Here is a 21916-nt window from a genome sequence, read left to right as displayed (position 1 = left end):
TCACGGTACGACGATGGTGAACGCGACGGTGTCCGCGAGCTTGCTGTTGCGCCCGGCCGCCCACGCGTAGGTCCGTACGCCGAGGTCGGCGCCCTCGGGGCACTGGTGCGCCGACGGCGAGAGGTACGCCGCGATGTTGGGCGCCGCCGACGCGTCCCAGTCGACCGTCACCACCGGGGCGGTGGTCGCCGGGTCGAGGGTGCCGTCGCTCAGCGTCAGGCAGTAGACGCCGGTCCGCGGCCGGGTCACCGACGCGAACCCCTTGGTCCGCGACCCCACCAGCTCCGCCTCGAGGTTCACGTTCCCCCACGCCCGCGCCCGCATCGACGACCGGGTGGACGGGTCGAGGTCGGCGGGCGCGACGGCACCGTCGCGGATCTTGAGGCTGGTCACCGCGCCGTCGCGGATGTCCTGCGTGCGGATCTGGCCGGCGGCGTACCCGACGCCGCCCGTGGCGAGCAGCAGCGCCAGGAGCGCGACGACCATCGCGGGGCTCGGGATCAGACGACGCATCCGATCACCGTAGGCAGCCGGACCCGGCTAGCGGTGGCGACGCGCCTGCTGGTCCTTCTCCAGGTCCTGCTCCTGGACCTGCTCCTGCTCGGGCTCCTGGTCAGCGTCCTGCTCGGCCTTGGGCTCGGCCTTCTGCTCGGGCTTCTTCTCGGCCTTCGGCTCGGCCTTCTGCTCGGGCTTCTTCTGGGCCTTCTCCGGGGCCTTCTTCTGGGGCGGCTGCTCCTCCGCCTTGCGCACCTCGACCGTGAACGGCGCCGACGCGCTGCCCTCGGCGAGCGGTCGGTCCACGAAGCGCCAGCGGTACGTCGTGGTCACCTCGGGCGCCACGGTCAGGGCCGGGTCGGCACCCCCCGCACCCTCGACCAGCGACCAGCCGCCGTTCGGGCCCTGCGACTCCAGCACCAGCCGCGCGCCCGGGATCGCCGCGCCGGTGTTGTCGACGACCGCGCCGCGGAGGGTGACCTCCTGGCCGGCGTCGATCGCGCCGTCGGGGCCGCTGATCGAGGTCGAGGTGGTGAGCCCCTCGAGGTCGTACGTCGTGACCCCGGCGGGACCGCCGATCCGCCAGGCGTCCATGTTGAAGGCGCGGCCGTCGCAGCCGAAGCCGATCGTGAAGAAGCCGGGACCGTCGCCGCCGTGCGCCTTGACGAACGCCGCGATCTTCGTCGCGGGCGCCGTCTGGTCGAGGCGGCGCTGCGAGAGCATGTCGTACTTGGCCCAGGTGAACGCCAGCCCGGCCGCGTCGACGCGGGTCCAGCTCCCGGCGGGCGCGGTGAGCGCGGCGCGGCCGAACCACACCTTGCCGGTGCCCCAGTCGGCCGGCTCCTGGTAGCCGGCGTACGTCACGCCGGAGGCGCCGTCGGGGGCGTACACCGACATGCCGGCCACGGTGGTCTTGAGCATCGAGTCGACGTAGTGCACCGAGCCGACCGCGTTGCCGCCCGCGGCGTCGTAGCCGAGGCTGCGGGTGCCCGCGGGCGCCTGCTCCGGGCCGATGCCGACGTACGGCTGCGGCTGCTCGGGCGCGCGGAGGTACGGGTTCTCACAGCCGACGAACGACAGCTGCGCGGCGCGACCGCTCGGGAACGCGGTCCCGTGCACCACGACCGTGCTGTCCGCCGTCGCCGGCGCAAGCGGAACCATCGCGATCACCGCCGCGCCGAGAACTGCCCTCCCCCAATGCACCCTCAGATGGTACGTCGGGTCCCGCAAGGCGGTCGGCGGACCCCGAAGATCTACCTACCTCTCGGTAGGTTGTGGTCGTCGAGCCCCAGGAGGAGACACATGCAGCTGGCGCTGTCCGTGGAGGACGCCGAGTTCCGCGACGAGATGCGGGCGTTCTTCACCACCCAGGTTCCCCAGGAGATCCGCGATGCCGTCCGTGAGGGGCGAGAGCTGTCGAAGGACGACTTCGTCACCAGCATGCGGATCCTCAACGCCCACGGCCTGGCGGTGCCGAACTGGCCCGTCGAGTGGGGCGGCCAGGACTGGTCGCCGCTGCGCCGCCACATCTGGCACGAGGAGATGCAGCGCGCGTGCGTGCCGACGCCGCTGGCGTTCAACGCCTCGATGATCGGGCCGGTGATCGCGCAGTTCGGGTCGCAGGAGATGAAGGAGCGGTTCCTCCCGGCGACCGCGAACCTCGACATCTGGTGGTCCCAGGGCTTCTCCGAGCCCGACGCCGGCTCCGACCTGGCGTCGCTGCGCACCGCCGCCGTCCGCGACGGCGACGAGTACGTCGTGAACGGGCAGAAGACCTGGACCACGCTCGGGCAGTACGGCGACTGGATCTTCACGCTGGTGCGCACCGACCCCGAGGTCAAGAAGCAGGCCGGCATCTCGCTGCTGCTCATCGACATGACGCTGCCCGGCGTCGAGGTGCGCCCGATCGAGATGATCGACGGCGGCTTCGAGGTCAACGAGGTGTGGTTCACCGACGTGCGCGTCCCGCTCGACTGCCTGGTCGGCGAGGAGAACCGCGCCTGGGACTACGCCAAGTTCCTGCTCGGCAACGAGCGCGTCGGCGTCGCGCCGGTGGGTGCCACGAAGCGGGTCCTCGCCGAGGCCAAGGAGCTCGCCGGGCCGCTGCTGGAGGACAAGCTGCTCGCGGCCCGCTTCGCCGAGCTCGAGAACGAGCTGCTCGCGCTGGAGCTCACCGCGCTGCGCGTGGTCGCGCACTCCGCCGACGGCAAGCCGCACCCGGCGTCGTCGGTGCTCAAGCTCAAGGGCACCGAGCTCCAGCAGGCCGTGACCGAGCTGGTCGTCGACCTCGCCGGCCCGGCGTCGCTCGCCAGCGGGGCCGACGACGGCTCCGCGCTGCCGCTGTGGACCCGGCACGCGACCCCGACGTACCTGAACTTCCGCAAGGCCTCGATCTACGGCGGCTCCAACGAGGTGCAGCGCCAGATCATCGCCCGCACGATCCTGGGACTCTGAGGAGAGCGACATGGACTTCACCTATGACGAGGAGCAGCTGGCGCTGCGCGACGCCGTCCGCGGGCTGGCCGGCAAGGCGTACTCCGACTACGAGAACCGGCGCCGTACCGTCGGCGAGGACCCCGGGTTCTCCGACAAGGTCTGGCAGCAGCTCGCGGAGATGGGCGTGCTCGGGCTGCCGTTCGAGGAGCAGTACGGCGGCATGGGCGCCGGCCCGATCGAGGTCGGGATCGTCGCTCAGGAGCTCGGCCGGGTGCTCGCGCCGGAGCCGTTCCTGACCTCGGTCGTGCTCGCCGGCGGGCTGGTCGCCGCGGCCGGTTCCGAGGAGCAGAAATCGACCTTGCTGGGGGGACTGTCGTCCGGCGAGACGCTCCTGGCGTTCGCGCACGCCGAGCCGGGCTCGCGCTGGTCGCCCTCGGCCACGGTCGTCACCGCCTCCGGTGGCACCCTGACCGGCGTCAAGGAGCCGGTCGTGCAGGGTGCGCGTGCCGACGTGCTGATCGTGAGCGCTGCCCTGGAGGGCGGTGGCACCGGCCTGTTCGTCGTCGACGGCGCCGCGGCCGAGCGCACGTCGTACTCCACCCACGACGGCGGCCGGGCCGCGAAGGTGACGTTCTCCGACACCCCCGCCGTCCCGCTCGGCGACGGCGGCGACGCCACCGAGGTCATCGCGCGGGTGCTCGACAGCGCGCGGATCGCCGCCTGCAACGAGGCGATCGGGCTGATGGAGTTCTCGCTCGAGACGACCGCGGCGTACCTCAAGAGCCGCAAGCAGTTCGGCGTGCCGCTGAACACCTTCCAGGCGCTGACGTTCCGCTCCGCCGACATGTACGTCTCGCTCGAGCTGGCGCGCAGCCTGGCCGTGTGGGCGACGATGGTGCTCGCCGAGGGTGAGGACGCCTCGACCGCGGCCTCGCGGGCGGCGCTGCAGGTCAGCCGGGCCGGGCGGCACATCGGCCAGGAGGCGATCCAGCTGCACGGCGGGATCGGCGTGACCGCGGAGTACGCGATCGGCAACTACACCAGCCGGCTCACCGCGCTCGACCACCTGCTCGGCGACGGCAACCACCACCTGTCGCAGCTCGCCGCGAACGTGGGCGGGTACGGCGAGGTCGATCCGCTCTAGCCCGGCGTTATCCACAGGCCGCGGCCGGGCGGTGTCGGGGGCCGTCGGCGCCGGGAACTCTCCCGGCATGACGTTCCTCTCCGCCGTCGCCGACGTCCGACGTTCCGCCGAGCAGCTCGGTCGCGACCGCGACCGGGTCGCCCGGCGGGTCGATGAGCTGCTCGACGGCGGCGGCTGGAGCGGCACCGCGGCGGCGGCGTACGCCGAGGGCTGGGCGGACTGGCAGCGGTCCGCGGCCGTCGTCCTCGACGGGTTGGCCGCGATGGCCGACCTGCTGGAGGCGGCCGAGGCCGACTTCACGACGACCGACGTCGGCTCGCGCGCCGGGCTGGACCGGCTGATCGATCGGCTCGGCTGATGTACGCCGTGGACCTGGACGAGCTGCTCGGCACCATCGACGAGATGGCGCGCTGCGGCGCCGAGCTCGAGGCGCTGCTCGACCACGTCGCGGCCATCCACCTCCCGTGGTCCGGTCGCGCTGCTGTCGCGCAGGCCGCCGCGCAGGCCGAGTGGGAGGCCGGGTTCGGGTCGATGCGCGAGGCGCTCGGCGTGATGCGGGCCGCAGCCGGCGTGGCGCACGGGAGCTACGCGGACGCCGCCGCGACGAACCTGCGGATGTGGGAGCAGGTCCGATGAGGGTCGCGGTCCTCGGGCAGGGGTACGCCGGCGCGGTCGACGCGTTCGTCAGCGCCAACCTGCTCGCCTCCGACGCGTGCTCGTCGCTGGCCGACCGGCTGGCCGGGTGCGGTGGGATGGCGGGCGACGACGCGACGGCGGAGGAGTTCGCGGCGTCGTACGACGAAGCCGCGGCGGAGGCGCTCTCGGCGCTCGCCGACCTGGTCGGCGCGTTCGGGTCGCTGGGCCACCTCGCGCAGGCGTCGCTGGCGAACCACCACGCGGCCGAGGTCGCGTCCGGCGGGTCGGTCTCGTCCCCGCCGACGCGTGCCGACGACAGCGTGGGGATGCTGGTGGCGACGCCACCCACTTCGCTGGGCGGCGACTCCCCCGCTCTCCCTGGACCGGTCGCGTGGCTGCTCGACCAGATCGAGGGCGTCGTGTGGCCGGACGCCGACACCGCCCTGCTGCGGTCGGCCGGCGGCTGGTGGCGGTCGGCCGCCACCCCGGTCTCGCTGCTGGCCGCCCACTGCGACACCGCCCTCGCCGACCTCGCCGACGAGCTCTCCCCCGAGATCCCGCTCGCGATCGCCACGACCGAGGACCTCCGCGCCCGTGTCATCACGCTGTCGGACCAGCTGGCAGCGATCGGCAGCGCCTGCGAGGCGTACGCCGACCAGGTCGACGCCAAGCGCGACGAGATGCTCGACCTCCTCACCGACCTCTCGATCGAGCTCGCCGCCACCGCCGTCATCGGCGGCGCTCTCTCGGTCCTCTCGGCCGGTCTCGCCGCCCCGGCCGCCGGTGCCGCCGGCTCCGCGCGGCTGGCCTGGGCGGCGCGCGAGCTGAAGCTGATCGTCGACGCGCTGCGGTTGGTCGCCGCTGGGCCGGCGTTGGAGCTGCGGACGACGGCCACGGCGTCCCGAGAGGTGCGCACGTTCGCGGAGCAGGTGAACGGGGCGCGGGTGATGGCCATCGAGTCCCGGTCGACGCTCCGCTCGTTGCAGCAGAGGCCCGGATGGATTCCCCGTCACGAGCACTCCGGGAGCCACACGGGTCTGGAACACATCAGCCAGTCCCGAGATGACCTGATGCTTCAGATCCAGGGAGGCAAGAGATGGGCATCGGCGTTCCCTGACCAGGCATCGGCAGAAGCCACCGTCTCCAACCTGATCGAGGCGCAGCAGACCACGGTCCGCGCGTGGCTGGACGGGCCTCGGGACCGCTTGCGATTGGATGGCGACATGGGTTACCCAACGGGATGGACCATGGACCGGCTCGGCAACATGACCCGGGTGACCGGGGTCCGGGCAGTCCTCGTCCGGGATGCCTCGATGCCGGACGGCTGGCGACTGCTCACCGGATTCCCGCAGCCATGAGCGATCTCGACGAGCGATTCCCCGCCCTGTGGCACCTCATGGGCGCCTACCTGCACCAGGACTACGACCTGACGGGCACGATCGACGAGAACATCGACCGGTTCGTGACCGAGACGCCAGACCTTGCGCCCAAGCTGCCGGCGGAGGTCGAAGAGGCGCTGCTCGAACTCACCACCGAGGAGGAGCTGGACGCATTCGTCGACGCTCTCGGTTGTCAGGTACTGCCACCCGACAATCTGTCGCATCGCGAATGGCTCACCGGCATCGCCGCCCGCGTCCGTCGAGACACCTGAAACGGCCCCTGGAAAGTGATTCCAAGGGCCGTTTCGGGTGTCTCGACGGTTCAGCGCCGGGCCGCAGCCGGGCGCACGAACGGCTCACCGCAGGTTCTGGAGTCGCAGGATCTCGAACTCGACCTGGGTCTGGTGCCTTCGGCGCATACCCTGGAGGCGGGCCTGCTTGTCCTGCTTGGACAGGGCGTGCCAAGCGTGCCGGCGCTCGATGCTCGTGGTCTTCATGAGGGGTTCCCTTCTCTCGGCTGCCCGCCTCCCTGGCGGGCACGCCCATCGTGGAACACCCCGCTTGGAGCCCGCTTGGAGTCGACTTGGAGAAGCCTGTCACGCAGGGGGCGCGGGCCGCGACTGACTTTCGTCGAGGCGCTCGCGCAGCCGGTCCCGGACCTCTTCGGGCGTCAGCTGCGCCCGTTGCCGCTGGTCACGCGCGATGATGGCCCCGGTCGCGGCCACCCCGGCCACGCCCGCCAGCCCGAGCCACTTCCACAGCTTCACGAGGACCTCCATGACCTTGACGCTGGACCAGGCGGTCGACCTGACCCGCACCGGCGACCTCTGGCTGTTCCGCGGCCAGTCGGCTGCCGACCACGCTATCCGGGTCCTCACCAACGCGCCGGTCAACCACGTCGGGATGGCCGTGGTGCTCGACGACCTGCCGCCGCTGATGTGGCACGCCGAGCTCGGCAAGGGGCTGCTCGACGTCTGGACCAACAGCCACCACCGCGGCGTCCAGCTGCACGACCTGCGGGCCGCGGTCGAGCAGTGGACCGGGCGCTACGAGCAGCAGGCGTGGCTGCGCCAGCTCGACGCCCGGATCACGCCCGAGATGGAGGACGCCGTCCTGAGGACGATCGCCCGGCTCGACGGGACGCCGTTCCCGTCCACCGCGAAGCTGGTGGGCCGCTGGGCGCGGGGGCGGGTACGCCGGGCGGCGTCCGCGGAGCTGACGTACTGCGCCGAGGTCGTCGCGGCGACCTACGAGGCGATGGGCCTGCTCGGGACCGACCGGCCCACGAACTACTACGACCCGGGGAAGTTCTGGTCCGGTGACGACCTGGAGCTGACCGGAGCGGCGCGGCTCGGCATCGAGATCCCGGTCGTCACCTGAGGTAGCGGTCGGCGACCACGGCGGGCCGGTCCACGGGCGATCCCCGCTGGATCGTCCACGCCAGTCGCACCAGCTGCGCGTGCGACCACACCAGCGGGGTCGCCGCGCGGGTGCCTTCACCGGCGGCGCAGCAGGCTGCACCGGTCGGCGGCCGGCCGTCCCAGACCTGCTCGGAGATCATGTCCCCCGGGCCTGCCGCGGCGGCCATCGCCAGGAGGTACGACGACGCGTCCTCGCCGGCGTCGACGACGTACTCCCCGCGCTCGCCGGTCAGGATCGGCCAGCCGCGACCGAGGGTCGTGCCGGTGCCGGGCTCGGTGATCGTCCACTGACCGCCGGTGCGGGTCTCGCCGTACCCGTCGTGGCTGAACCGGCGCCAGAAGGAGCCGTTCGGCGTCTCGACCTCCAGCTCCTGGTCGACCACGTCGAGGGTGTTCACGACCGCCGGGTCGTCGAACGCCAGCACGCCGAGCCGCACCAGGTCGAGGAAGCTCGGGTCGACGACCTCGCGCTGGTCGATGGACGTCGGCCCGCCGTCGCCCATCTCGTACGACGCTCCCCTGCTCGGCTGGCCGTCCTTGCTCAGCCGCAGGAAGTAGGGCTGGTCCGAGAGCGGCCCGTTCCTGGTGACCGTCCAGTCCTTCACGTGGCGGTGCCACCGGTCGGCGACCTCGAGCCACTGCCGCGCCAGCGCGCGGTGGCCGTGCTTCCGCGCCAGGTCGGCCGCACAGACCAGGCCCGCGATCTGGGTGGCGATCGAGTTCGGCGAGTAGCCGGACTGGTTCTCCCACCTCTCCTGGGTGGAGTACGGCGCCCGCCGGCCCGACTCCTCGTCGCGGAACGAGAGCAGGAACTCCACGGCCTTCCGCACGCCTCGCCAGGTGCGTTCGCCGTCGGCGCCGACGAGGTGCGCGAGCACGATCGGGAGCGCGACCTCGTCCAGCTGGATCGACTCCCACACGGGGGTGCCGGCGACGTCGGAGTTCTGCGGGAACGAGCCGTCGTTGCGCTGCTGGGTGCCGAACAGCCAGCGCACGGTCCGGCGGGCGGCGGCGCGGTCCCCGGCCGCCCAGAGCGCGGTGCCGAACTGGTAGGCGTCGCGCGACCACACCAGGTGGTAGGCGCCCGACGGCAGGGACAGGTCCTCGACCTGGTCGCCCCAGACCCAGGGCATCGACGGCGACGCCACGAAGGCGCCGCGATGCAGCTTGTCCTCGGCAGCGGCGAGCACCAGCTGGGACGCGAGGTACTCGCGCTCGACCGGAGCCGCGCTGGCCGGCACGCCCTTCAACGAGTCGAGGTACCGGTGCCAGCCGCGGTCGTACGCCGCACGCGCGGCGCCGAAGCCGGCCCGCAGCGACCCGCGCGCCTGGCTCACGGCCCGACCGACGGTGTCGCCGAACCCGAGCGCGAGGGTGACCCGGTCGGCGAGGAGGGACTCCTGGACGATGTCGTCGGTGACGGTCCCGTGGGTCGACGTCCCCTCGAGGCCAGGCCGGGCGAGGAGCGCCGACGAGACCGTGCCGTCGGTGGCGCGCAGCTGGTTCCACGGGCCGTCCGCCTCGCGGTCGTCGCCGCCGCCGTTGTCGAGCGCCGGGTGGTACTTCACGACGAGCCGGTAGTCCCCGCCGTCCAGTGACACCAGCCGGGCGCGCACGAGGAGCGTGTCGTGCCTGGGGTCGGTGACGTACTCCTGCACGACGCGGTAGTGGCCGTCCTCGTCGGTGGCGACCTGGGTGTACCGCAGGCTGCGCGGGTCCGACCGGGTCGTGGCCGTCGTCGCGTCCTGCGACAGCTTGTCCGAGAATTCCTCGCCCCAGACCTGGAACTCGAGGCTGCGCGCGCTCGGCGTCGACAGGTCGGGGTAGAACACCTCGCTGACGCGGCCGCGCTGGAGGGTGAACCAGACGTTGCTGCGGGTCGCACGCGCGGTGCCGAAGCCGGTCTTGTCCGCCTCGGCCCAGGTGGACTGCCGCGCGGGGCGATCCTCGGGCGGCGCCGGAGCGGCCGTGGACGGCGAGAGGGGCGCGCTGAGGGCGAACGCAGTCGCCCCGGCCACGAGACGGAGGAACATGTCCCCACGTACCCCGCGGCCGGGGCGGCAAACGATCAGGCGTGCAGGCTCAGCCCTGGGCGCCCTGCGAGCGCCAGTAGTCGTTGAGCGCGCCGTTGGTCTTCACGAACCACACGATCGCGCCGACGAGGAAGAACCAGCCGAGCAGGATGTACCAGAGGCCGGTCGACGCCGACACCGGGCGCTGCTGGCCGCGGCGCTCGTAGAGGCCACCGACCTCGCTCGAGGAGATGAACGGCATCACGATGCCGACGAACACGGCGAGCAGCAGCGCGATCGGACCGCCGATGCCCTGGCCGCTGTGCTCCTTCATCTCGGCGTGCACCTTGTACCACCAGTACCAGGTGTAGAAGCCGAGCGTGACGATCGTCAGCAGCACGCAGGTGCCGGTGCTGCGGACCTTGCCGACCGGACCGGCGGCCGGAGCCGCGTAGGCGGCGACCGGGGCAGCGGGGGCCGGGGCGACCGAGCCCGAGGGCGCGGAGTACGGCGGCGGGGCGGCGGCCGACGTCGTGTCGGGGGCAGGTACGGAGTCGTTCGTGTCACTCATGACAGGTCCTCACAACGGAGAAAAGACGGACATCTGAGGCTAGGGGGCGCGCCACCGGGTCTGCGGGACATCCGGACGCTGGACTAGACGATTCGCGAGCTACAGCAGCGATCGAGGGTCGCCCGGTACGTCGACGGCGTGCTCGTCGAGGATCTCCAACGGGACCAGCTCCAGGGCCCGCTCGTTGGTCGAGGCGAGCACGACCGGCGCCGCGACGCCCGCCTCGTAGGCCTGCAGCCAGCGGGCGGCGACGACACACCAGCGGTCGCCGGGGTGCAGCCCCGGGAACCGGTAGTCCGGCATCGGCGTGGACAGGTCGTTGCCGATCGCTCGCTGGTGCTCGAGGAACTCCTCGGTCATCACCGCGCACACCGCGTGCAGCCCGAGGTCCTGCGGACCGCACGAGCAGCTCCCGTCGCGGTAGAACCCGGTCATCGGGTCGGTCCCGCAGGGCTCCAGCGGCCCACCCAGCACGTTGAGCTCGTCCACACGAGCACGCTACGTCAGTCAGCCGAAGGTGGCCTCGAGCACCGGCGCGAGGGCGGCCTCGTCCAGCGCGGTGACCACGAGGACCGAGCCCGGTCCCGTGCGGGTCAGGCGCCCGGAGTCGTCCACCTCCCACGTCCCCGACTCGGACGTCACGGCACCGGGGGTGACCAGCGCCGCCACGGTGGTGGTGTCCCACCACTTGGGGTACGTGATCGCCCGCGCGATCGGCCCGACCACCGGCGCGTCGAGCGCCGGCGGGGTCCCGGCCGGGATCGGGTCGTCCGGGACGATCGTCAGCGGCACCTCCTCGGCGAGCACGGCGGCGAACGCCTCGGGGTCCGCCGCGGCGTTCCACTCGGCGATGCCGTCGACGTCGGGTACGTCGACCGCGCCCCCCATCACCTGCACCATCGCGATCCGGGCGTACGACGCAGGCGCCTGCGCGGCGAGGTCGGCCAGGTTCGTGAGCGGACCGACGGCGACGACCGTCAGGGCGCCCTGGTGCCGGTCGGCGAGCCGACCGATCAGCTCGGGCGCGGTCTCCGCGACCTCGTGGGCGTCGGCCACCGGCCGCGGCAGGCCTCGGGCAGCGGCGGCCTGCATCGCCCAGTCGCTCGGCCACTCGTGCCCGCCGGGACCGGGCTCCGCCCGGCCGCACGCGATCGGCACCGAGGGTTCGTCGAGCACCGCCAGGAGGTTCGCGACCAGCTCGACCCCCGGGTCGCAGCCGACCAGCCCGGTGGCGGCGATCGTGACCGCCTCGACCGACACGTCGGTGCGGCGCAGCAGGAACGTCAGCGCCACCAGGTCGTCCGGGGCGAGGTCGGTGTCGAAGACGACCGGCGTGGCGTCGGCGTCCGGGCTGGGCGCGGGGGCCGGCATGGCGGCGTAGTCGGCCGGCGCGAAGCCCTGTCCGTCGTCGTCGTACGGCACCGCGCAGCCCGTCACCGCCGCCAGCAGCAGGACGGGGATCCAGCGCTTCACGGCGCCACCACCGACTGCATCCCGGCGGCAGCCGCCGCGACGATCACGCCGCCGACGAGCAGCGGGACCCGGAACCGGCCGGGCACGGCGATGCCGACCAGCACCGCCACCAGGCCGACGAGGTACACGTCGTGCCACGCGGCGACCGCGGGCGAGACGACGATCCGGGCCCAGTGGTCCTGGTACTCCCCCGGCGCCGACAGCAGCCAGGTCGACGGGAAGGCCGTCGGGTCGGCGTCCCACGGACCGACCTCGACCTGCCACGGCTGCGGCTGCACGGGCGCGAGGTAGCGGACGACCGGACTGTCGAACAGCCAGTACGTCCCGACCAGGAACCAGCCGACCACCAGCAGGATCGCGGCGGCCAGCCGGGAGCGGACGACGTGCACGACCGCCGCTCCGGCGGCCACCGCCACGCAGGCGAGCAGCACCGGCTGGATCAGCTCGGGCAGCGTGTAGTGGGCGTGCAGGGTGCGGCCCGGCTCGTCACCGAGGTCGAGCCCGCCGCGCACCCGGAGCCAGATGGTGCCGGCGACCACGACGAGCGCGGTCAGGGCGACCGGCCCGAGACCGGCGAGCAGCCGCGCCGCGGACCGCTGGGACGACGCCATCGGCGCGTCGTCGGCGACCGGCACGTGCTCGCGGCTGAACGCCGACATGCTCGCCAGCGAGATCCCGAGCAACAGGGGTGTGAAGGCAGGGATCAGCCCGGTGTAGAGCGCCCCGGACCAGTCCTGGTCGAAGGTGGACGACACCCACCACAGCATCACGGGGAGGCCCAGCCACAGGGCGGGATGCCGGAGCATCCGCTCGCCCTCGAGGCGCGTCAACGTCGCGGTGGCCATCATCGGTTCCGTCCTGTCCAGAGTGCGGCCGCGGCCGCGATCGTCACGAGTGCGAGGTGCTGGTCCCACGCGAAGCCACCGGCCCGCGCCACGACCACCCACGCCAGCGGTACGGCGGCGCCGGCGAGCGGCCCCGCCCAGAAGGCGACCGCTACGCCGGCCGCGGTGAGCGCGACCAGGCCGCCGAGCGGCACGTTGAGCCCGGAGGCCCAGGAGGCCGCGAGCTCGACGGGCAGCAGGAGCAGCAGCCGCCGCGCCCGGCGGACCGCCAGCGAGGTCGGTACCGCCGAGAGCAGCGCGGCCGCTGCGTCGTGCAGCCCGGCCACGACGGCTGCGGCCAACGCGGCGGCAGCGATGCCCAGGAGCCCGACGACCGGGAAGTCGGTGCGCTCCGCGAGCGCGCTCGCGCCGGCCAGCAGGGCGGCGACCGCCACCAGCGGCCACCACGAGATCGCGCGCGCGGTCGGGACCAGCCAGACGGTCATCACCGATGCTCCTGGCGGGCGAGCAGCAGGTACCCGTCGTCGAGCGTCGGCGCGACGATCGCGGCTCCGGCGGGCGGGTCGCCGAGGTGGCGGTAGATCCCCTCGGCGGTCAGCCAGCTGCGGATCGCGAGCGGGTCCTGGGTGCCGTCCTCCCAGACGCGGCCGTCGGCGAGGGCCGCGAGCTCGGCCGGCGTACCGCTGAAGCGGATCCGGCCGGAGAACATCACGTACACCTGCTGGCAGAGCGCCGAGACCTCGGAGATGTTGTGGGTCGACATCAGCACGGTCTGCGACTGCGAGAGCAGCGAGCGCAGCCGCAGCCGCTGGTCGGGGTCGAGCCCGTTCGCGGGCTCGTCGAGCACCAGCAGCTCCGGGCTGCCGACCATCGCCGCGGCGAGCGCGACCCGTTGCCGCGTGCCGCCGGACAGGGTCCTGATCTTCTTGTGCATCACGTGCGCGAGCTCGACGGACTCCAGCACCCGGCGCACCTCGCGCTGGCGCCACGCCTTGTCGGTGTGCTCCTTGAGCACCGCGACGTAGTCGACGAGGTCGTACGCCGTGAAGCCGGCGTACAGCCCCGGCGACTGCGGCAGGTAGCCGATCCGGCGCCGGATCTCGATCCGGTCGCCCGGTCGAGCGGGGTCCAGGCCCAGCAGCCGGAGGTCGCCGGCGTCGGGGGCCAGCACGGTCGCGACCATCCGCAGCAGCGTGGTCTTGCCGGCACCGTTCGGGCCGAGCAGCCCGATCACGCCGCGGCCGGCGGACAGGGTGACGTCCTCGACGGCGCGGGTGCCGCCGAACCTCTTGGCGAGTCCGGTGACCGCAAGGGTGTCGGTGCTCGTGATGCTCATCAGATCCTCCGGTACGAGACGGCGTCGCGGCGGGCGACGGTGAGCAGGACGGCCGCGACGACGACGGACAGGGCGAACGCCTGGACGCCGGGGGTCGCGAGGAGGTCGACGAGGACCTCCGGTCGCAGGGAGCGACGCACGGTCACGACGGCGGCGACGAGCAGCGCCCAGGCACCGCTCGCGCCGACCGCGACGTACGTCGGGTCGAGCCGGGTGGTCCCGGCCAGCATCACCAGCGCCGCGAGCGCCAGGCCGGGCAGGCACCAGGCGACGGAGGCCGCCATCGGGACCTCCTCGATCCAGCGGTTGTAGGCTGCCAGCACGAGGAACGACAGCGGCAGCGCGACCACCGCGACCACGACGGCACGCAGGGCGACCAGCCGCAGCCCGGCGACGGGCGTCGCGAGGCTGATCTCACCGCTCGGGTCGGAGCCGTCGTAGTACGCGAGCGCGACCGCCGCGACCGGGGCCAGGGGCGCCAGCACGAGCAGCGCGACCAGGCCGGCGTCGCCGGCCGCGGCGGAGACGAGGATCGGGACGACGCCCACCAGCATCACCGCGATCGCCACCGCCTGCAGCAGCGCCGGGGTCGCGATCGTCGAGCGCAGCAGCCAGGTACGCGACGGCTGGTCGATGACGTCGGCCAGCCTGCCCCAGGCCAGCTCGGTGTCGGGGGTGTACGTCGCGAGCCGGCCGCGGCAGTCCGCGCAGCCGATCAGGTGGGTCTCGAGGGACGCGGCGAAGACGGGCTCGGCGCGGCCGGCGACGTACGCCGCCAGCTGCTCGTCCTCCGCGTGCCACTCGGTCTCGTGGATGCTCACAGCAGTGCCTCCCTCAGCTCCTGGCGGGCCCGGCTCATCCGGCTCTTCACGGTGCCGCTCGGGATGCCCAGCAGGGCGGCGGCCTCACGGGTGGACAGTCCGTCCAGGACGGTGGCCTGGACGACGGCGAGCAGCTCGGGCGAGAGCCGCTGCAGGGCGGAGCCGACGTCGGTGTGCTCGACGGCGAGCAGCACCGCCTCCTCCGCCGACGGCTCCTGCTCCGGGCGCAGCTGCACCAGGCGCTCGAACACCGACTTGCGGGGCCGGAGCCGCTGCAGCAGCGTGCGGATCGCGATCCCCCAGAGCCAGGCCGCGACCTCGCCCTCCGCGTTGTACTTCCCGGGCTTCTGCCACACGACCAGGAACGTGTCGTTCACGACCTCGGCCACGATGGCCGGGTCGGGACAGCGCTGACGCACCCGTGCGGCCAGCCAGGGCTGGTGCCGGGTGAACAGCTCGTGGAGAGCACCCCGGTCACCGGCCGCGATCTCGGCGAGGAGATCGCGGTCGCTCGGAAGCTCCTGATCGACGGTCACGCTGCACTGTGCCACCGAGGTGCCCGATCGGTTCGCGACCGGGCGAAAAAAGTTCTAGGCGAGTGCCCAGATGCCGGGGCGGCCCTTCGTCATCACGCCCTCGGAGAGCAGCGTCTGGCGAGCCTTCCGGGCGGCGTACCGCCACCGCAGCTCACCCTCGGGGGTCGTCTGCCGGTCGGCGTCGGTGAGCCGGTCGGCCATCAGCTCCTCGAGCCGACGGAACAGCTCCTCCTGCTCGAGCTCGCCGCCGGCCTCGGTGAGGGTGGCGACGATGCCGGGGGCGAGGACCTCCGGCGGGGTCCACTTCCGCGGCGCCGTGCGGGTCGTCGTCGCGGGGGCGGCGGCCGACTTCCGCACCGTCGCGGTCCGCACGCGCGGCGCCTTGGGGGGTGCAGGAGGCGGCGGCGGAGCGGGCGGCATCCCGTGCACGCAGGTGGACAACGGCAGGTCACACAGGTCGCAGTAGTCGTCGCTCATCGCGCTCCACCTTAGATGATCGGTTCCCAGGGGTCGTGCCGGCGAGTGACCGCTGCGCCGCCAGCGCGGGTGCTGAGTGCCGCGCAGCGTGCGGACCCTGGGGAGCGGTCGTCACATAGGGAGGTCTCCCGATGTGGACGGCTACCTCAGGCGAGCAGGGTCGACCACATGATCACCGACACCACCACTGCCCTGATGCTCACGAACCTCGACATCGACGCCACCGGCCAGGTGCACCTCAGCGGCCAAGCCCGTCGCCGGCGGCGGCGCCGCTACCAGCGCCGGATGCGCCTGCTGAAGGCGTTCGCCTGAGCCCCTACCAGCGGCTGTGCACGGCCTCCCGGAAGTACCGGTCGTAGATCTCGGTGACCCCGGTCAGGACCCGCTCCGGCAGCGGCTCGACGAGCCCGGCGGCGGCGTTGGCCCGGGCCTGCTCGGCGTTCCGGGCGCCGGGGATCACGGTGGTGACGCCCGGCTGCTGCACGACCCACGCGAGCGCCGCCTGCGCGGGCGTCATGTCGAGGTCCTGCACCAGGGCCGTGAACTCCTGCGCCGCGCTCACACCGGCCTCGTAGTCCACACCGGAGAACGTCTCCCCCACGTCGAACGCCTCGCCGTGCCGGTTGTAGGTGCGGTGGTCGTCGGGGGCGAACGTCGTGTCCGCGGCGTACCGTCCCGACAGCAGGCCGGACGCCAGCGGCACCCGCGCGATGATCGCGACGCCGGCCTCGGCGGCCGCCGGGAGCACCGCATCGAGCGGCTTGAGCCGGAAGGCGTTGAGGATGATCTGGATCGACGCGACGTGCGGCCGGGCGATCGCGGACAGCGCCTGGTCGACGGTCTCGACGCTGACGCCGTACGCCGCGATCGCGCCCTCCGCGACCAGCGTGTCCAGGTCGTCGTACGTCGCGTCCGCGTCGATGGTGGCGCTCGGCGGGCAGTGCAGCTGGACGAGGTCCAGGGTGTCGACGCCGAGGTTGCGGCGGGACCGTTCGGTCCAGGCGCGGAAGTTGTCGAGGGTGTAGTTCTCCGGGAGCTGCTCGGCCCGGCGGCCCATCTTGGTGGCGACGGTGATGCTCGGGTTGTCCGCGAGGAAGCGCCCGATGACCTGCTCGCTGCGGCCGTCGCCGTACACGTCAGCGGTGTCGAAGAACGTGACGCCGGCGTCGACCGAGGCCTGCAGCACCGCGCGGGCGTCGTCCTCCGAGACGTCGCCCCAGTCGGCGCCGAGCTGCCAGGTGCCGAGTCCGATGACCGAGGCCCGGCGGCCGGTCCTGCCGAGGGTGCGCTGCTCCATGCCGTGAGGCTACTGACCGGGCAGGGAGGACCTGACCTTGCGGGTCAGCTGGTGCTCACCGGGCGCGAAGTCGACGGTGGAGGCGGGCTCCTGGTGGACCGAGGAGCGCACCGAGACGGAGTACCGCGCGGACGGCGCGAGGCAGCTCGGGTCGATGCGGACCACCGAGCGCCGGCCGACCATCCTGAGGGCCGCGCAGCCACGGTCGCTGATGTCACGGCCGTGGCCGGTCCAGCCGCGCGCCTTGAAGACGGCGTACTCCGAGAAGCCGACCCCGGTGACGTAGATGTCCGGCACCCGGTCGTCGTTGGTGTCGAACCACAGGTCGATGCCGTCGCCGGCGGCGACCCGGCGGCTGTGCCGGACCACGACCTTGGCGAACCGCCCGTCGGCGGCCCGCAGGGTCACGCTGCGGATGTCCCAGGCCATGCCCGGCTCGGCCGGGTCGGTGACGGTCCGCTCGGTCGGGACGGCGGCGAACGCCGGCGTCACCGTGAGGCCGAGCAGCAGGGCGAGGAGGATCCCGAGCCTTCTCATGTGTCTCACTGTGCCCACTCAGGGCTTCCGGCACACGAACCCGAAGACGGTGATCGAGGAGAACGCCCACCCCTGGCCGGCCGCCTCGGTCAACGACCGGACCGCCTGGTCGGCCTGCTCACGGGTGATCCGGCCCTCCGCGACCGCCTGGTCGGCCGACAGCCGGTACAGCTCGAAGTCCCGCAGCTCGTCCTGCGTGTAGACCAGCGCCGAGGACCCGATGTCGGGATCGACGACCAGGCCGGCCTGCATCGCCAGCCGCGGGATGTTCCGTGCGGAGCGTGCGTTCGCGAGCTGGCCGATGAACGCGAGCAGCATCTCCCGGGCGACCTCCGGCTCGATGGAGGACTCGACCCGCGACTCGTGATCGGAGTCGAGCAGCAGCGCCCGGCCGCCCGGGCGGAGCACCCGCGCGATCTCGCGGATCGCGGTCTCCGGGTCCGGCACGTGCTGCAGCACCCGCTCGCACCACACTAGGTCGACGCTCGCGTCCGGGAGCGGGATCTCGGTCGCGAGGCCCGGCCGGAACTCGGCGGTCGACTCCGACGAGACCGCGCGCTCCGTGGCGACCGTCCGCAGCATCTCGTTCGGCTCGAGGCCGATCGCCTGCCCCTCGGGACCGGCGGCCGCGGCCAGCCGTCGCGTCACCACGCCGGTCCCGCTGCCGATGTCGACGCACACCTCGCCGGGCTGCACGTCCCCCGCGGCCAGCGCCCACGCCCGGAGCCGCTCGATCGACGGCGCCACGTCCTGCGCGTCGAGCACGCCGACCATCGCGCGGACCGCGCCGTCGCCGAGCGTGTCCGGGCGGAACGCCGTACCGAGCGTGAAGGACGTCTCCTCGGTGCTCATGACCCGAGCGTGCTCCCCTCGGGGCTGCCGCGCCAGCGGGATGTAGTCCACCGACAGTGGTTTCGAGGCTCGTCGCCAGCGCTCCTCGCACCTCGACCACCGACCCGGTGGTTGAGGAAGGCCCTCTGGGGCCTGTCTCGAAACCACCTCAGCGCTGCAACAGCACCAGCACCTCGTAGTGCCCGGTGTTCGGGAACATGTCGAGCAGCTGCCCGCGCACGGGCCGCAGCGACGGCATCGCGGCGAGGTCGGTCGCGAGGGTCTGCGCGTTGCAGCTCGAGTAGAGGACGTGGCGTACCCCGGACCTCTCGAGCCAGGCGCTCAGCTCGGGGCCGATGCCGCGGCGGGGCGGGTTCACGACGACCAGGTCGGGCGCGTCCCCGCCGTACGTCGTGGCGTCGCCGACCTCGAACGTCGCGGCCACCCCGGCCTCCTGCGCGCTGAGCGTCGCCGAGGCGATCGCCTCGGTGCTGATCTCGACGCCGAGCACCTCGCGGCCGGGGCCGGCGAGGTGCAGCGCGAAGCCGCCGACCCCGCAGTACAGGTCCCACACCGACCGCGGCGCCACCTCGTCCGCCCACGCCTGCGCCTGCCGGTACAGCGCGGCCGCCATCGCGGTGTTGGTCTGGAAGAAGCTCTGCGGCCGCAGGTGCAGGTCGATCCCGTTGACCCGCATCCGCAGCGTCTCCTGCCCGGTGAGCAGCAGCTCGCGGTCGCCCTCGAGGATCGCCTTGTGCTCGGGCTGCAGGTTGACCGACGCGACCGCCAGCGCGGGCAGCGCCTCGCGCAGCCACGGCAGGTGCTTCTGGATCCGCGTGACCGGCTCCTGCGAGCGCAGCACGAACCGCACCATCAGCTCGCCGTCCGGCGACTCGGTCACCAGCAGGTGCTTGAGCTCGCCGCTGCGCTGCGGCACGTCGTACGGCGCGATCGCGGCGCGGGTCACGAAGTCGGCGAGCACGGGCAGCGCGGCCTGGATGCCCGGCGTGTGCAGCGGGCAGTCGCGCAGGTCGACACCGCCTCCGGCCGGGTTGAGGATCCCGAGCGTGGGCGCCTCGATCGTGCCGTGGACGACCATCTTGGCCTTGTTGCGGAAGCCCAGCTGCGGGCTCGCGACCGGCTCGAGCCAGTCGACTCCCCCGACCAGCTCGTCGACCCGGCGCTGCTTGTCGAGCAGCTGCACGTCGTACGGCAGTCCGAGGAGGCTGCACGAACGGCAGCGTCCGGCGTCGAAGTGATGGCACAACATGGCGCGCCCAGCCTAGGAGAGCGCTTGGCGGGCCTGGCTAGCGTGCGGGCATGAGCCGCTTCGACGCGCCGCCCACGTCCGCTCCGCGCACGCTCGCCCGGGTCGCGCTCGGCGCGATCCTGGCCTTCGCGGGCGTCACCCACCTCACCGTCGCCCGCGACGAGTTCCAGGCCCAGGTCCCGAGCTGGTTCCCCGTGAACGACGACGCGGTCGTGATCGTCTCGGGCGTCGTCGAGGTGACGCTCGGCGCGGCGCTGATCGGCTGGGCTCGCGGCAGGGTCCCCGTCGGGTGGGTGGTCGCGGCGTTCTTGGTGGCGATCTTCCCGGGGAACATCGCGCAGTACGTCGAGGGCACGGACGCCTTCGGCCTGGACACCGACCAGAAGCGGTTCGTGCGGCTGTTCTTCCAGCCGGTCCTCGTGCTGTGGGCGCTCTGGTCCACCGGCGCCTGGCGCGACCGTCGCCGGCTGAAGGGCTGACTCGAGGTCCGGCGCGACCCAGGTCACATCGCACTTCTTGTTGGTTGCCGGAATCAACTAGTGGATCGTGGGGTTGAGCGTTACGCCCGACCCTGCGCCCGTGAGGACCCCGATGACCGCCCCGCTCGAACGCCGTACCGACTATCGCGTCACCTTCGTGGTGCTCTGCGTCGGCGTGGCGTCGTTCTCGCTGCTCCAGTCGATGGTCAACCCGGTGCTCCCGACGATCCAGGCCGCGCTCGACACCGACCAGACCACGGTGACGTGGGTGCTCACGGCGTACCTCGTGTCCGCGTCGGTCTTCACCCCGATCATCGGCCGCGTCGGCGACAAGGTCGGCAAGGAGCGGATGCTCGTCGTCGCGCTGGCCGCCCTCGCGGTCGGCTCGCTGCTCGCCGCGGTCGCCACCAGCGTCACCGTGATGATCGTCGCCCGCGCGATCCAGGGCATCGGCGGCGGCGTGCTGCCGCTGACGTTCGGCATCATCCGCGACGAGTTCCCGCGGGAGAAGGTCGCCTCCGCGATCGGTACGGCGGCCGCGCTGCTCGCGGTCGGCGGCGGTGTCGGTCTCGTCATCGCCGGGCCGCTGGTCGACGCGCTGAGCTACCACTGGCTGTTCTGGATCCCGATGATCATGACGACCGTCGCCGCGATCGCCGCCGCGATCTGGGTGCCGGAGTCGCCGGAGCGCACCCCGGGCCGGATCAACGTCCTCACCGCGCTGCTGATGTCCGGCTGGCTGGTCGCACTGCTCATCGCCGTGAGCCAGGGCCACCACTGGGGCTGGAGCTCGCCGGAGATCATCGCGCTCTTCGTCGTCGCCGCCGTGCTGCTGCCGGTGTGGGTCATCGCCGAGGCGCGCAGCAGCCAGCCGCTGGTCGACATGCAGATGATGCGGATCCCGACCGTGTGGACGGTGAACCTGGTCGCGCTGCTGTTCGGCTTCGGGATGTACTCGAGCTTCGCGTTCCTGCCGCAGTTCCTGCAGACCCCCGAGATCGCCGGCTACGGCTTCGGCGCGACCGTCACCGAGTCCGGACTGCTGCTGCTGCCGCAGACCGTCGCCAGCTTCATCGGCGGTGTCGCCGCCGGCCGCCTCGCGACGCGACTCGGCTCCAAGCTGCTGCTGGTGTTCGGCGCCGGCCTCACCGCGATCGGTATGTTCGGCCTGGCGTTCTTCCACGACGAGGTCTGGATGATCGTCGTCGAGACCACCTTCCTCGGTCTCGCCTTCGGTCTCGCGTTCGCCGCGATGTCGAACCTCGTGGTCGCCGCCGTCCCGCAGTCGCAGACCGGCGTCGCCAGCGGCATGAACACCAACATCCGCACCGTCGGCGGCGCCATCGGCTCCGCCCTCGTCGCCACCGTGGTCACCAGCCAGCTGCAGCCGACCGGGCTGCCCACCGAGTCCGGCTACTCCCACGGCTTCCTGCTGCTGGCGATCACCGCCACCGCCGCGACGCTCGTCGCGATCCTGGTCCCGGTCGTCCGCGCCACCACGCACGTCGTCCCCGGCCCGCAGGCGGAGTACGAGGCCGAGCACCCCGAGCACGCCGAGGTCTGAGCGGTGGGTGGCGTCCCGTTGCTGTTTCACCATGTTCAGTGGGTGGCGCCCCGTTGCTGCTTCACCATGTTCAGTGGGTGGCGCCCCGTTGCTGTTTCACCATGTTCAGTGGGTGGCGCCCCGTTGCTGTTTCACCATGTTCAGTGGGTGGCGCCCCGTTGCTGTTTCACCATGTTCAGTGGGTGGCGCCCCGTTGCTGTTTCACCATGTTCAGTGGGTGGCGCCCCGTTGCTGTTTCACCATGTTCAGTGGGTGGCGCCCCGTTGCTGTTTCACCATGTTCAGTGGGTGAACCGGCACTTCTCATGGCCTGCACGCCATGTGAAGTGCAGGTTCGCCTGCATCACATGGTGAAAC

28 protein-coding genes are annotated in these 21916 nt (G+C 72.5%); 10 read left to right on the top strand and 18 right to left on the bottom strand.

Annotated elements, in window-relative coordinates:
- Both MJ604_RS02310 and MJ604_RS02305 read right to left on the bottom strand, forming a co-directional pair.
- Positions 1–513, bottom strand: coding sequence for a hypothetical protein (locus tag MJ604_RS02310; protein ID WP_243056660.1), 513 nt, complete (start codon positions 511–513; stop codon positions 1–3).
- A 27-nt stretch (positions 514–540) separates the two neighbouring features.
- The gene (locus tag MJ604_RS02305) at positions 541–1656 is read right to left on the bottom strand and encodes a cell envelope integrity protein TolA (protein ID WP_243056659.1); all 1116 of its coding nucleotides are present in this window, start codon (positions 1654–1656) and stop codon (positions 541–543) included.
- 141 nt (positions 1657–1797) lie between these two features.
- Between MJ604_RS02305 and MJ604_RS02300 the strand changes: the two genes are divergently transcribed.
- From MJ604_RS02300 to MJ604_RS02275, 6 genes are all read left to right on the top strand, one after another.
- Positions 1798–2949, top strand: a complete 1152-nt coding sequence (locus MJ604_RS02300; protein WP_243056658.1) for an acyl-CoA dehydrogenase family protein — start codon at positions 1798–1800, stop codon at positions 2947–2949.
- 10 nt (positions 2950–2959) lie between these two features.
- Complete coding sequence (locus MJ604_RS02295; protein WP_243056657.1) at positions 2960–4075, top strand: acyl-CoA dehydrogenase family protein; 1116 nt, start codon at positions 2960–2962, stop codon at positions 4073–4075.
- A 67-nt stretch (positions 4076–4142) separates the two neighbouring features.
- Complete coding sequence (locus MJ604_RS02290) at positions 4143–4433, top strand: WXG100 family type VII secretion target (RefSeq protein WP_243056656.1); 291 nt, start codon at positions 4143–4145, stop codon at positions 4431–4433.
- On the top strand, positions 4433–4711 hold the full coding sequence (locus tag MJ604_RS02285) for a WXG100 family type VII secretion target (RefSeq protein WP_243056655.1): 279 nt from the start codon (positions 4433–4435) through the stop codon (positions 4709–4711). The genes MJ604_RS02290 and MJ604_RS02285 overlap by 1 nt, the downstream gene beginning before the upstream one ends.
- Entirely contained in the window at positions 4708–6069 is a 1362-nt protein-coding gene (locus MJ604_RS02280; RefSeq protein WP_243056654.1) for an RNase A-like domain-containing protein, read from the top strand. The genes MJ604_RS02285 and MJ604_RS02280 overlap by 4 nt, the downstream gene beginning before the upstream one ends.
- The gene (locus MJ604_RS02275; RefSeq protein ID WP_243056653.1) at positions 6066–6362 is read left to right on the top strand and encodes a contact-dependent growth inhibition system immunity protein; all 297 of its coding nucleotides are present in this window, start codon (positions 6066–6068) and stop codon (positions 6360–6362) included. The genes MJ604_RS02280 and MJ604_RS02275 overlap by 4 nt, the downstream gene beginning before the upstream one ends.
- 84 nt (positions 6363–6446) lie before the next feature.
- Here the strand turns inward: MJ604_RS02275 and MJ604_RS02270 are convergent, their stop codons facing one another.
- Positions 6447–6587, bottom strand: a complete 141-nt coding sequence (locus tag MJ604_RS02270) for a hypothetical protein (RefSeq protein ID WP_243056652.1) — start codon at positions 6585–6587, stop codon at positions 6447–6449.
- Positions 6588–6686: 99 nt separating this feature from the next.
- A complete protein-coding gene (locus tag MJ604_RS02265; RefSeq protein WP_243056651.1) occupies positions 6687–6869 on the bottom strand; it encodes a hypothetical protein in 183 nt (60 codons plus the stop codon).
- Here MJ604_RS02265 and MJ604_RS02260 point away from each other — a divergent pair.
- Positions 6868–7470, top strand: coding sequence for a hypothetical protein (locus MJ604_RS02260; protein ID WP_243056650.1), 603 nt, complete (start codon positions 6868–6870; stop codon positions 7468–7470). The two genes, MJ604_RS02265 and MJ604_RS02260, sit on opposite strands and share 2 nt — an antisense overlap.
- Here the strand turns inward: MJ604_RS02260 and MJ604_RS02255 are convergent.
- The 10 genes from MJ604_RS02255 to MJ604_RS02210 form a co-directional block, all read right to left on the bottom strand.
- Positions 7463–9544 carry a glycoside hydrolase family 15 protein gene (locus MJ604_RS02255; protein ID WP_243056649.1) on the bottom strand — a complete coding sequence of 694 codons (2082 nt, stop codon included), beginning with the start codon at positions 9542–9544 and terminating at the stop codon, positions 7463–7465. The two genes, MJ604_RS02260 and MJ604_RS02255, sit on opposite strands and share 8 nt — an antisense overlap.
- A 49-nt stretch (positions 9545–9593) precedes the next feature.
- Positions 9594–10094 carry a DUF4234 domain-containing protein gene (locus MJ604_RS02250; RefSeq protein WP_243056648.1) on the bottom strand — a complete coding sequence of 167 codons (501 nt, stop codon included), beginning with the start codon at positions 10092–10094 and terminating at the stop codon, positions 9594–9596.
- A 99-nt stretch (positions 10095–10193) separates the two neighbouring features.
- The gene (locus tag MJ604_RS02245; RefSeq protein WP_243056647.1) at positions 10194–10583 is read right to left on the bottom strand and encodes a DUF2237 family protein; all 390 of its coding nucleotides are present in this window, start codon (positions 10581–10583) and stop codon (positions 10194–10196) included.
- Between the two features lie 18 nt (positions 10584–10601).
- A complete protein-coding gene (locus MJ604_RS02240) occupies positions 10602–11567 on the bottom strand; it encodes a nucleoside hydrolase (RefSeq protein ID WP_243056646.1) in 966 nt (321 codons plus the stop codon).
- Positions 11564–12415: a hypothetical protein gene (locus tag MJ604_RS02235; protein ID WP_243056645.1), complete on the bottom strand. Its 852-nt coding sequence runs from the start codon at positions 12413–12415 to the stop codon at positions 11564–11566. The genes MJ604_RS02240 and MJ604_RS02235 overlap by 4 nt, the downstream gene beginning before the upstream one ends.
- Positions 12412–12897, bottom strand: a complete 486-nt coding sequence (locus MJ604_RS02230) for a hypothetical protein (RefSeq protein WP_243056644.1) — start codon at positions 12895–12897, stop codon at positions 12412–12414. Before MJ604_RS02230 ends, MJ604_RS02235 begins: the two co-directional genes overlap by 4 nt.
- Positions 12897–13748, bottom strand: a complete 852-nt coding sequence (locus tag MJ604_RS02225; RefSeq protein ID WP_243056643.1) for an ABC transporter ATP-binding protein — start codon at positions 13746–13748, stop codon at positions 12897–12899. Before MJ604_RS02225 ends, MJ604_RS02230 begins: the two co-directional genes overlap by 1 nt.
- Positions 13748–14569 carry a hypothetical protein gene (locus MJ604_RS02220; RefSeq protein WP_243056642.1) on the bottom strand — a complete coding sequence of 274 codons (822 nt, stop codon included), beginning with the start codon at positions 14567–14569 and terminating at the stop codon, positions 13748–13750. The genes MJ604_RS02225 and MJ604_RS02220 overlap by 1 nt, the downstream gene beginning before the upstream one ends.
- Positions 14566–15105, bottom strand: coding sequence for an RNA polymerase sigma factor (locus MJ604_RS02215; RefSeq protein WP_243056641.1), 540 nt, complete (start codon positions 15103–15105; stop codon positions 14566–14568). The genes MJ604_RS02220 and MJ604_RS02215 overlap by 4 nt, the downstream gene beginning before the upstream one ends.
- A 54-nt stretch (positions 15106–15159) precedes the next feature.
- Positions 15160–15582, bottom strand: a complete 423-nt coding sequence (locus MJ604_RS02210; protein ID WP_243056640.1) for a hypothetical protein — start codon at positions 15580–15582, stop codon at positions 15160–15162.
- Positions 15583–15750: 168 nt separating this feature from the next.
- Here MJ604_RS02210 and MJ604_RS02205 point away from each other — a divergent pair, with 168 nt between their 5' ends.
- Positions 15751–15894, top strand: coding sequence for a hypothetical protein (locus MJ604_RS02205; RefSeq protein WP_243056639.1), 144 nt, complete (start codon positions 15751–15753; stop codon positions 15892–15894).
- A gap of 4 nt (positions 15895–15898) precedes the next feature.
- On the opposite strand, the gene MJ604_RS02200 is transcribed toward MJ604_RS02205, so the two are convergent.
- The 4 genes from MJ604_RS02200 to rlmC form a co-directional block, all read right to left on the bottom strand.
- Positions 15899–16879: an aldo/keto reductase gene (locus MJ604_RS02200; protein ID WP_243056638.1), complete on the bottom strand. Its 981-nt coding sequence runs from the start codon at positions 16877–16879 to the stop codon at positions 15899–15901.
- Between the two features lie 9 nt (positions 16880–16888).
- Positions 16889–17416 (bottom strand): hypothetical protein, encoded by a 528-nt coding sequence (locus tag MJ604_RS02195; protein ID WP_243056637.1) that lies wholly within the window; start codon positions 17414–17416, stop codon positions 16889–16891.
- Between the two features lie 18 nt (positions 17417–17434).
- The gene (locus MJ604_RS02190) at positions 17435–18268 is read right to left on the bottom strand and encodes a methyltransferase domain-containing protein (protein WP_243056636.1); all 834 of its coding nucleotides are present in this window, start codon (positions 18266–18268) and stop codon (positions 17435–17437) included.
- A 148-nt stretch (positions 18269–18416) separates the two neighbouring features.
- Positions 18417–19517 carry a 23S rRNA (uracil(747)-C(5))-methyltransferase RlmC gene (rlmC, locus tag MJ604_RS02185; protein WP_243056635.1) on the bottom strand — a complete coding sequence of 367 codons (1101 nt, stop codon included), beginning with the start codon at positions 19515–19517 and terminating at the stop codon, positions 18417–18419.
- A gap of 50 nt (positions 19518–19567) precedes the next feature.
- Here rlmC and MJ604_RS02180 point away from each other — a divergent pair, with 50 nt between their 5' ends.
- Together MJ604_RS02180 and MJ604_RS02175 are read left to right on the top strand one after the other, a co-directional pair.
- Positions 19568–19996 carry a hypothetical protein gene (locus tag MJ604_RS02180; protein ID WP_243056634.1) on the top strand — a complete coding sequence of 143 codons (429 nt, stop codon included), beginning with the start codon at positions 19568–19570 and terminating at the stop codon, positions 19994–19996.
- A 100-nt stretch (positions 19997–20096) separates the two neighbouring features.
- Positions 20097–21560 carry an MFS transporter gene (locus MJ604_RS02175; protein ID WP_243056633.1) on the top strand — a complete coding sequence of 488 codons (1464 nt, stop codon included), beginning with the start codon at positions 20097–20099 and terminating at the stop codon, positions 21558–21560.
- Positions 21561–21916: the final 356 nt, after the last annotated feature.

The sequence above is a fragment of the Nocardioides sp. SR21 genome, from assembly GCF_022761125.1.
Classification (GTDB): domain Bacteria; phylum Actinomycetota; class Actinomycetes; order Propionibacteriales; family Nocardioidaceae; genus Nocardioides.
The sequence above is the reverse complement of the archived record's forward strand: the minus strand, read 5'-3'. Positions and strand labels throughout refer to the sequence as shown.

What these genes read in the sequence shown, in the direction of transcription:
- MJ604_RS02310 (WP_243056660.1), bottom strand. Translation starts at nt 513, where the DNA reads ATGCGTCGTCTGATCCCGAGCCCCGCGATGGTCGTCGCGCTCCTGGCG.
- MJ604_RS02305 (WP_243056659.1), bottom strand. Translation starts at nt 1,656, where the DNA reads ATGGTTCCGCTTGCGCCGGCGACGGCGGACAGCACGGTCGTGGTGCAC.
- MJ604_RS02300 (WP_243056658.1), top strand. Translation starts at nt 1,798, where the DNA reads ATGCAGCTGGCGCTGTCCGTGGAGGACGCCGAGTTCCGCGACGAGATG.
- MJ604_RS02295 (WP_243056657.1), top strand. Translation starts at nt 2,960, where the DNA reads ATGGACTTCACCTATGACGAGGAGCAGCTGGCGCTGCGCGACGCCGTC.
- MJ604_RS02290 (WP_243056656.1), top strand. Translation starts at nt 4,143, where the DNA reads ATGACGTTCCTCTCCGCCGTCGCCGACGTCCGACGTTCCGCCGAGCAG.
- MJ604_RS02285 (WP_243056655.1), top strand. Translation starts at nt 4,433, where the DNA reads ATGTACGCCGTGGACCTGGACGAGCTGCTCGGCACCATCGACGAGATG.
- MJ604_RS02280 (WP_243056654.1), top strand. Translation starts at nt 4,708, where the DNA reads ATGAGGGTCGCGGTCCTCGGGCAGGGGTACGCCGGCGCGGTCGACGCG.
- MJ604_RS02275 (WP_243056653.1), top strand. Translation starts at nt 6,066, where the DNA reads ATGAGCGATCTCGACGAGCGATTCCCCGCCCTGTGGCACCTCATGGGC.
- MJ604_RS02270 (WP_243056652.1), bottom strand. Translation starts at nt 6,587, where the DNA reads ATGAAGACCACGAGCATCGAGCGCCGGCACGCTTGGCACGCCCTGTCC.
- MJ604_RS02260 (WP_243056650.1), top strand. Translation starts at nt 6,868, where the DNA reads ATGACCTTGACGCTGGACCAGGCGGTCGACCTGACCCGCACCGGCGAC.
- MJ604_RS02265 (WP_243056651.1), bottom strand. Translation starts at nt 6,869, where the DNA reads ATGGAGGTCCTCGTGAAGCTGTGGAAGTGGCTCGGGCTGGCGGGCGTG.
- MJ604_RS02255 (WP_243056649.1), bottom strand. Translation starts at nt 9,544, where the DNA reads ATGTTCCTCCGTCTCGTGGCCGGGGCGACTGCGTTCGCCCTCAGCGCG.
- MJ604_RS02250 (WP_243056648.1), bottom strand. Translation starts at nt 10,094, where the DNA reads ATGAGTGACACGAACGACTCCGTACCTGCCCCCGACACGACGTCGGCC.
- MJ604_RS02235 (WP_243056645.1), bottom strand. Translation starts at nt 12,415, where the DNA reads ATGATGGCCACCGCGACGTTGACGCGCCTCGAGGGCGAGCGGATGCTC.
- MJ604_RS02230 (WP_243056644.1), bottom strand. Translation starts at nt 12,897, where the DNA reads ATGACCGTCTGGCTGGTCCCGACCGCGCGCGCGATCTCGTGGTGGCCG.
- MJ604_RS02225 (WP_243056643.1), bottom strand. Translation starts at nt 13,748, where the DNA reads ATGAGCATCACGAGCACCGACACCCTTGCGGTCACCGGACTCGCCAAG.
- MJ604_RS02210 (WP_243056640.1), bottom strand. Translation starts at nt 15,582, where the DNA reads ATGAGCGACGACTACTGCGACCTGTGTGACCTGCCGTTGTCCACCTGC.
- MJ604_RS02205 (WP_243056639.1), top strand. Translation starts at nt 15,751, where the DNA reads ATGATCACCGACACCACCACTGCCCTGATGCTCACGAACCTCGACATC.
- MJ604_RS02200 (WP_243056638.1), bottom strand. Translation starts at nt 16,879, where the DNA reads ATGGAGCAGCGCACCCTCGGCAGGACCGGCCGCCGGGCCTCGGTCATC.
- MJ604_RS02195 (WP_243056637.1), bottom strand. Translation starts at nt 17,416, where the DNA reads ATGAGAAGGCTCGGGATCCTCCTCGCCCTGCTGCTCGGCCTCACGGTG.
- MJ604_RS02190 (WP_243056636.1), bottom strand. Translation starts at nt 18,268, where the DNA reads ATGAGCACCGAGGAGACGTCCTTCACGCTCGGTACGGCGTTCCGCCCG.
- rlmC (WP_243056635.1), bottom strand. Translation starts at nt 19,517, where the DNA reads ATGTTGTGCCATCACTTCGACGCCGGACGCTGCCGTTCGTGCAGCCTC.
- MJ604_RS02180 (WP_243056634.1), top strand. Translation starts at nt 19,568, where the DNA reads ATGAGCCGCTTCGACGCGCCGCCCACGTCCGCTCCGCGCACGCTCGCC.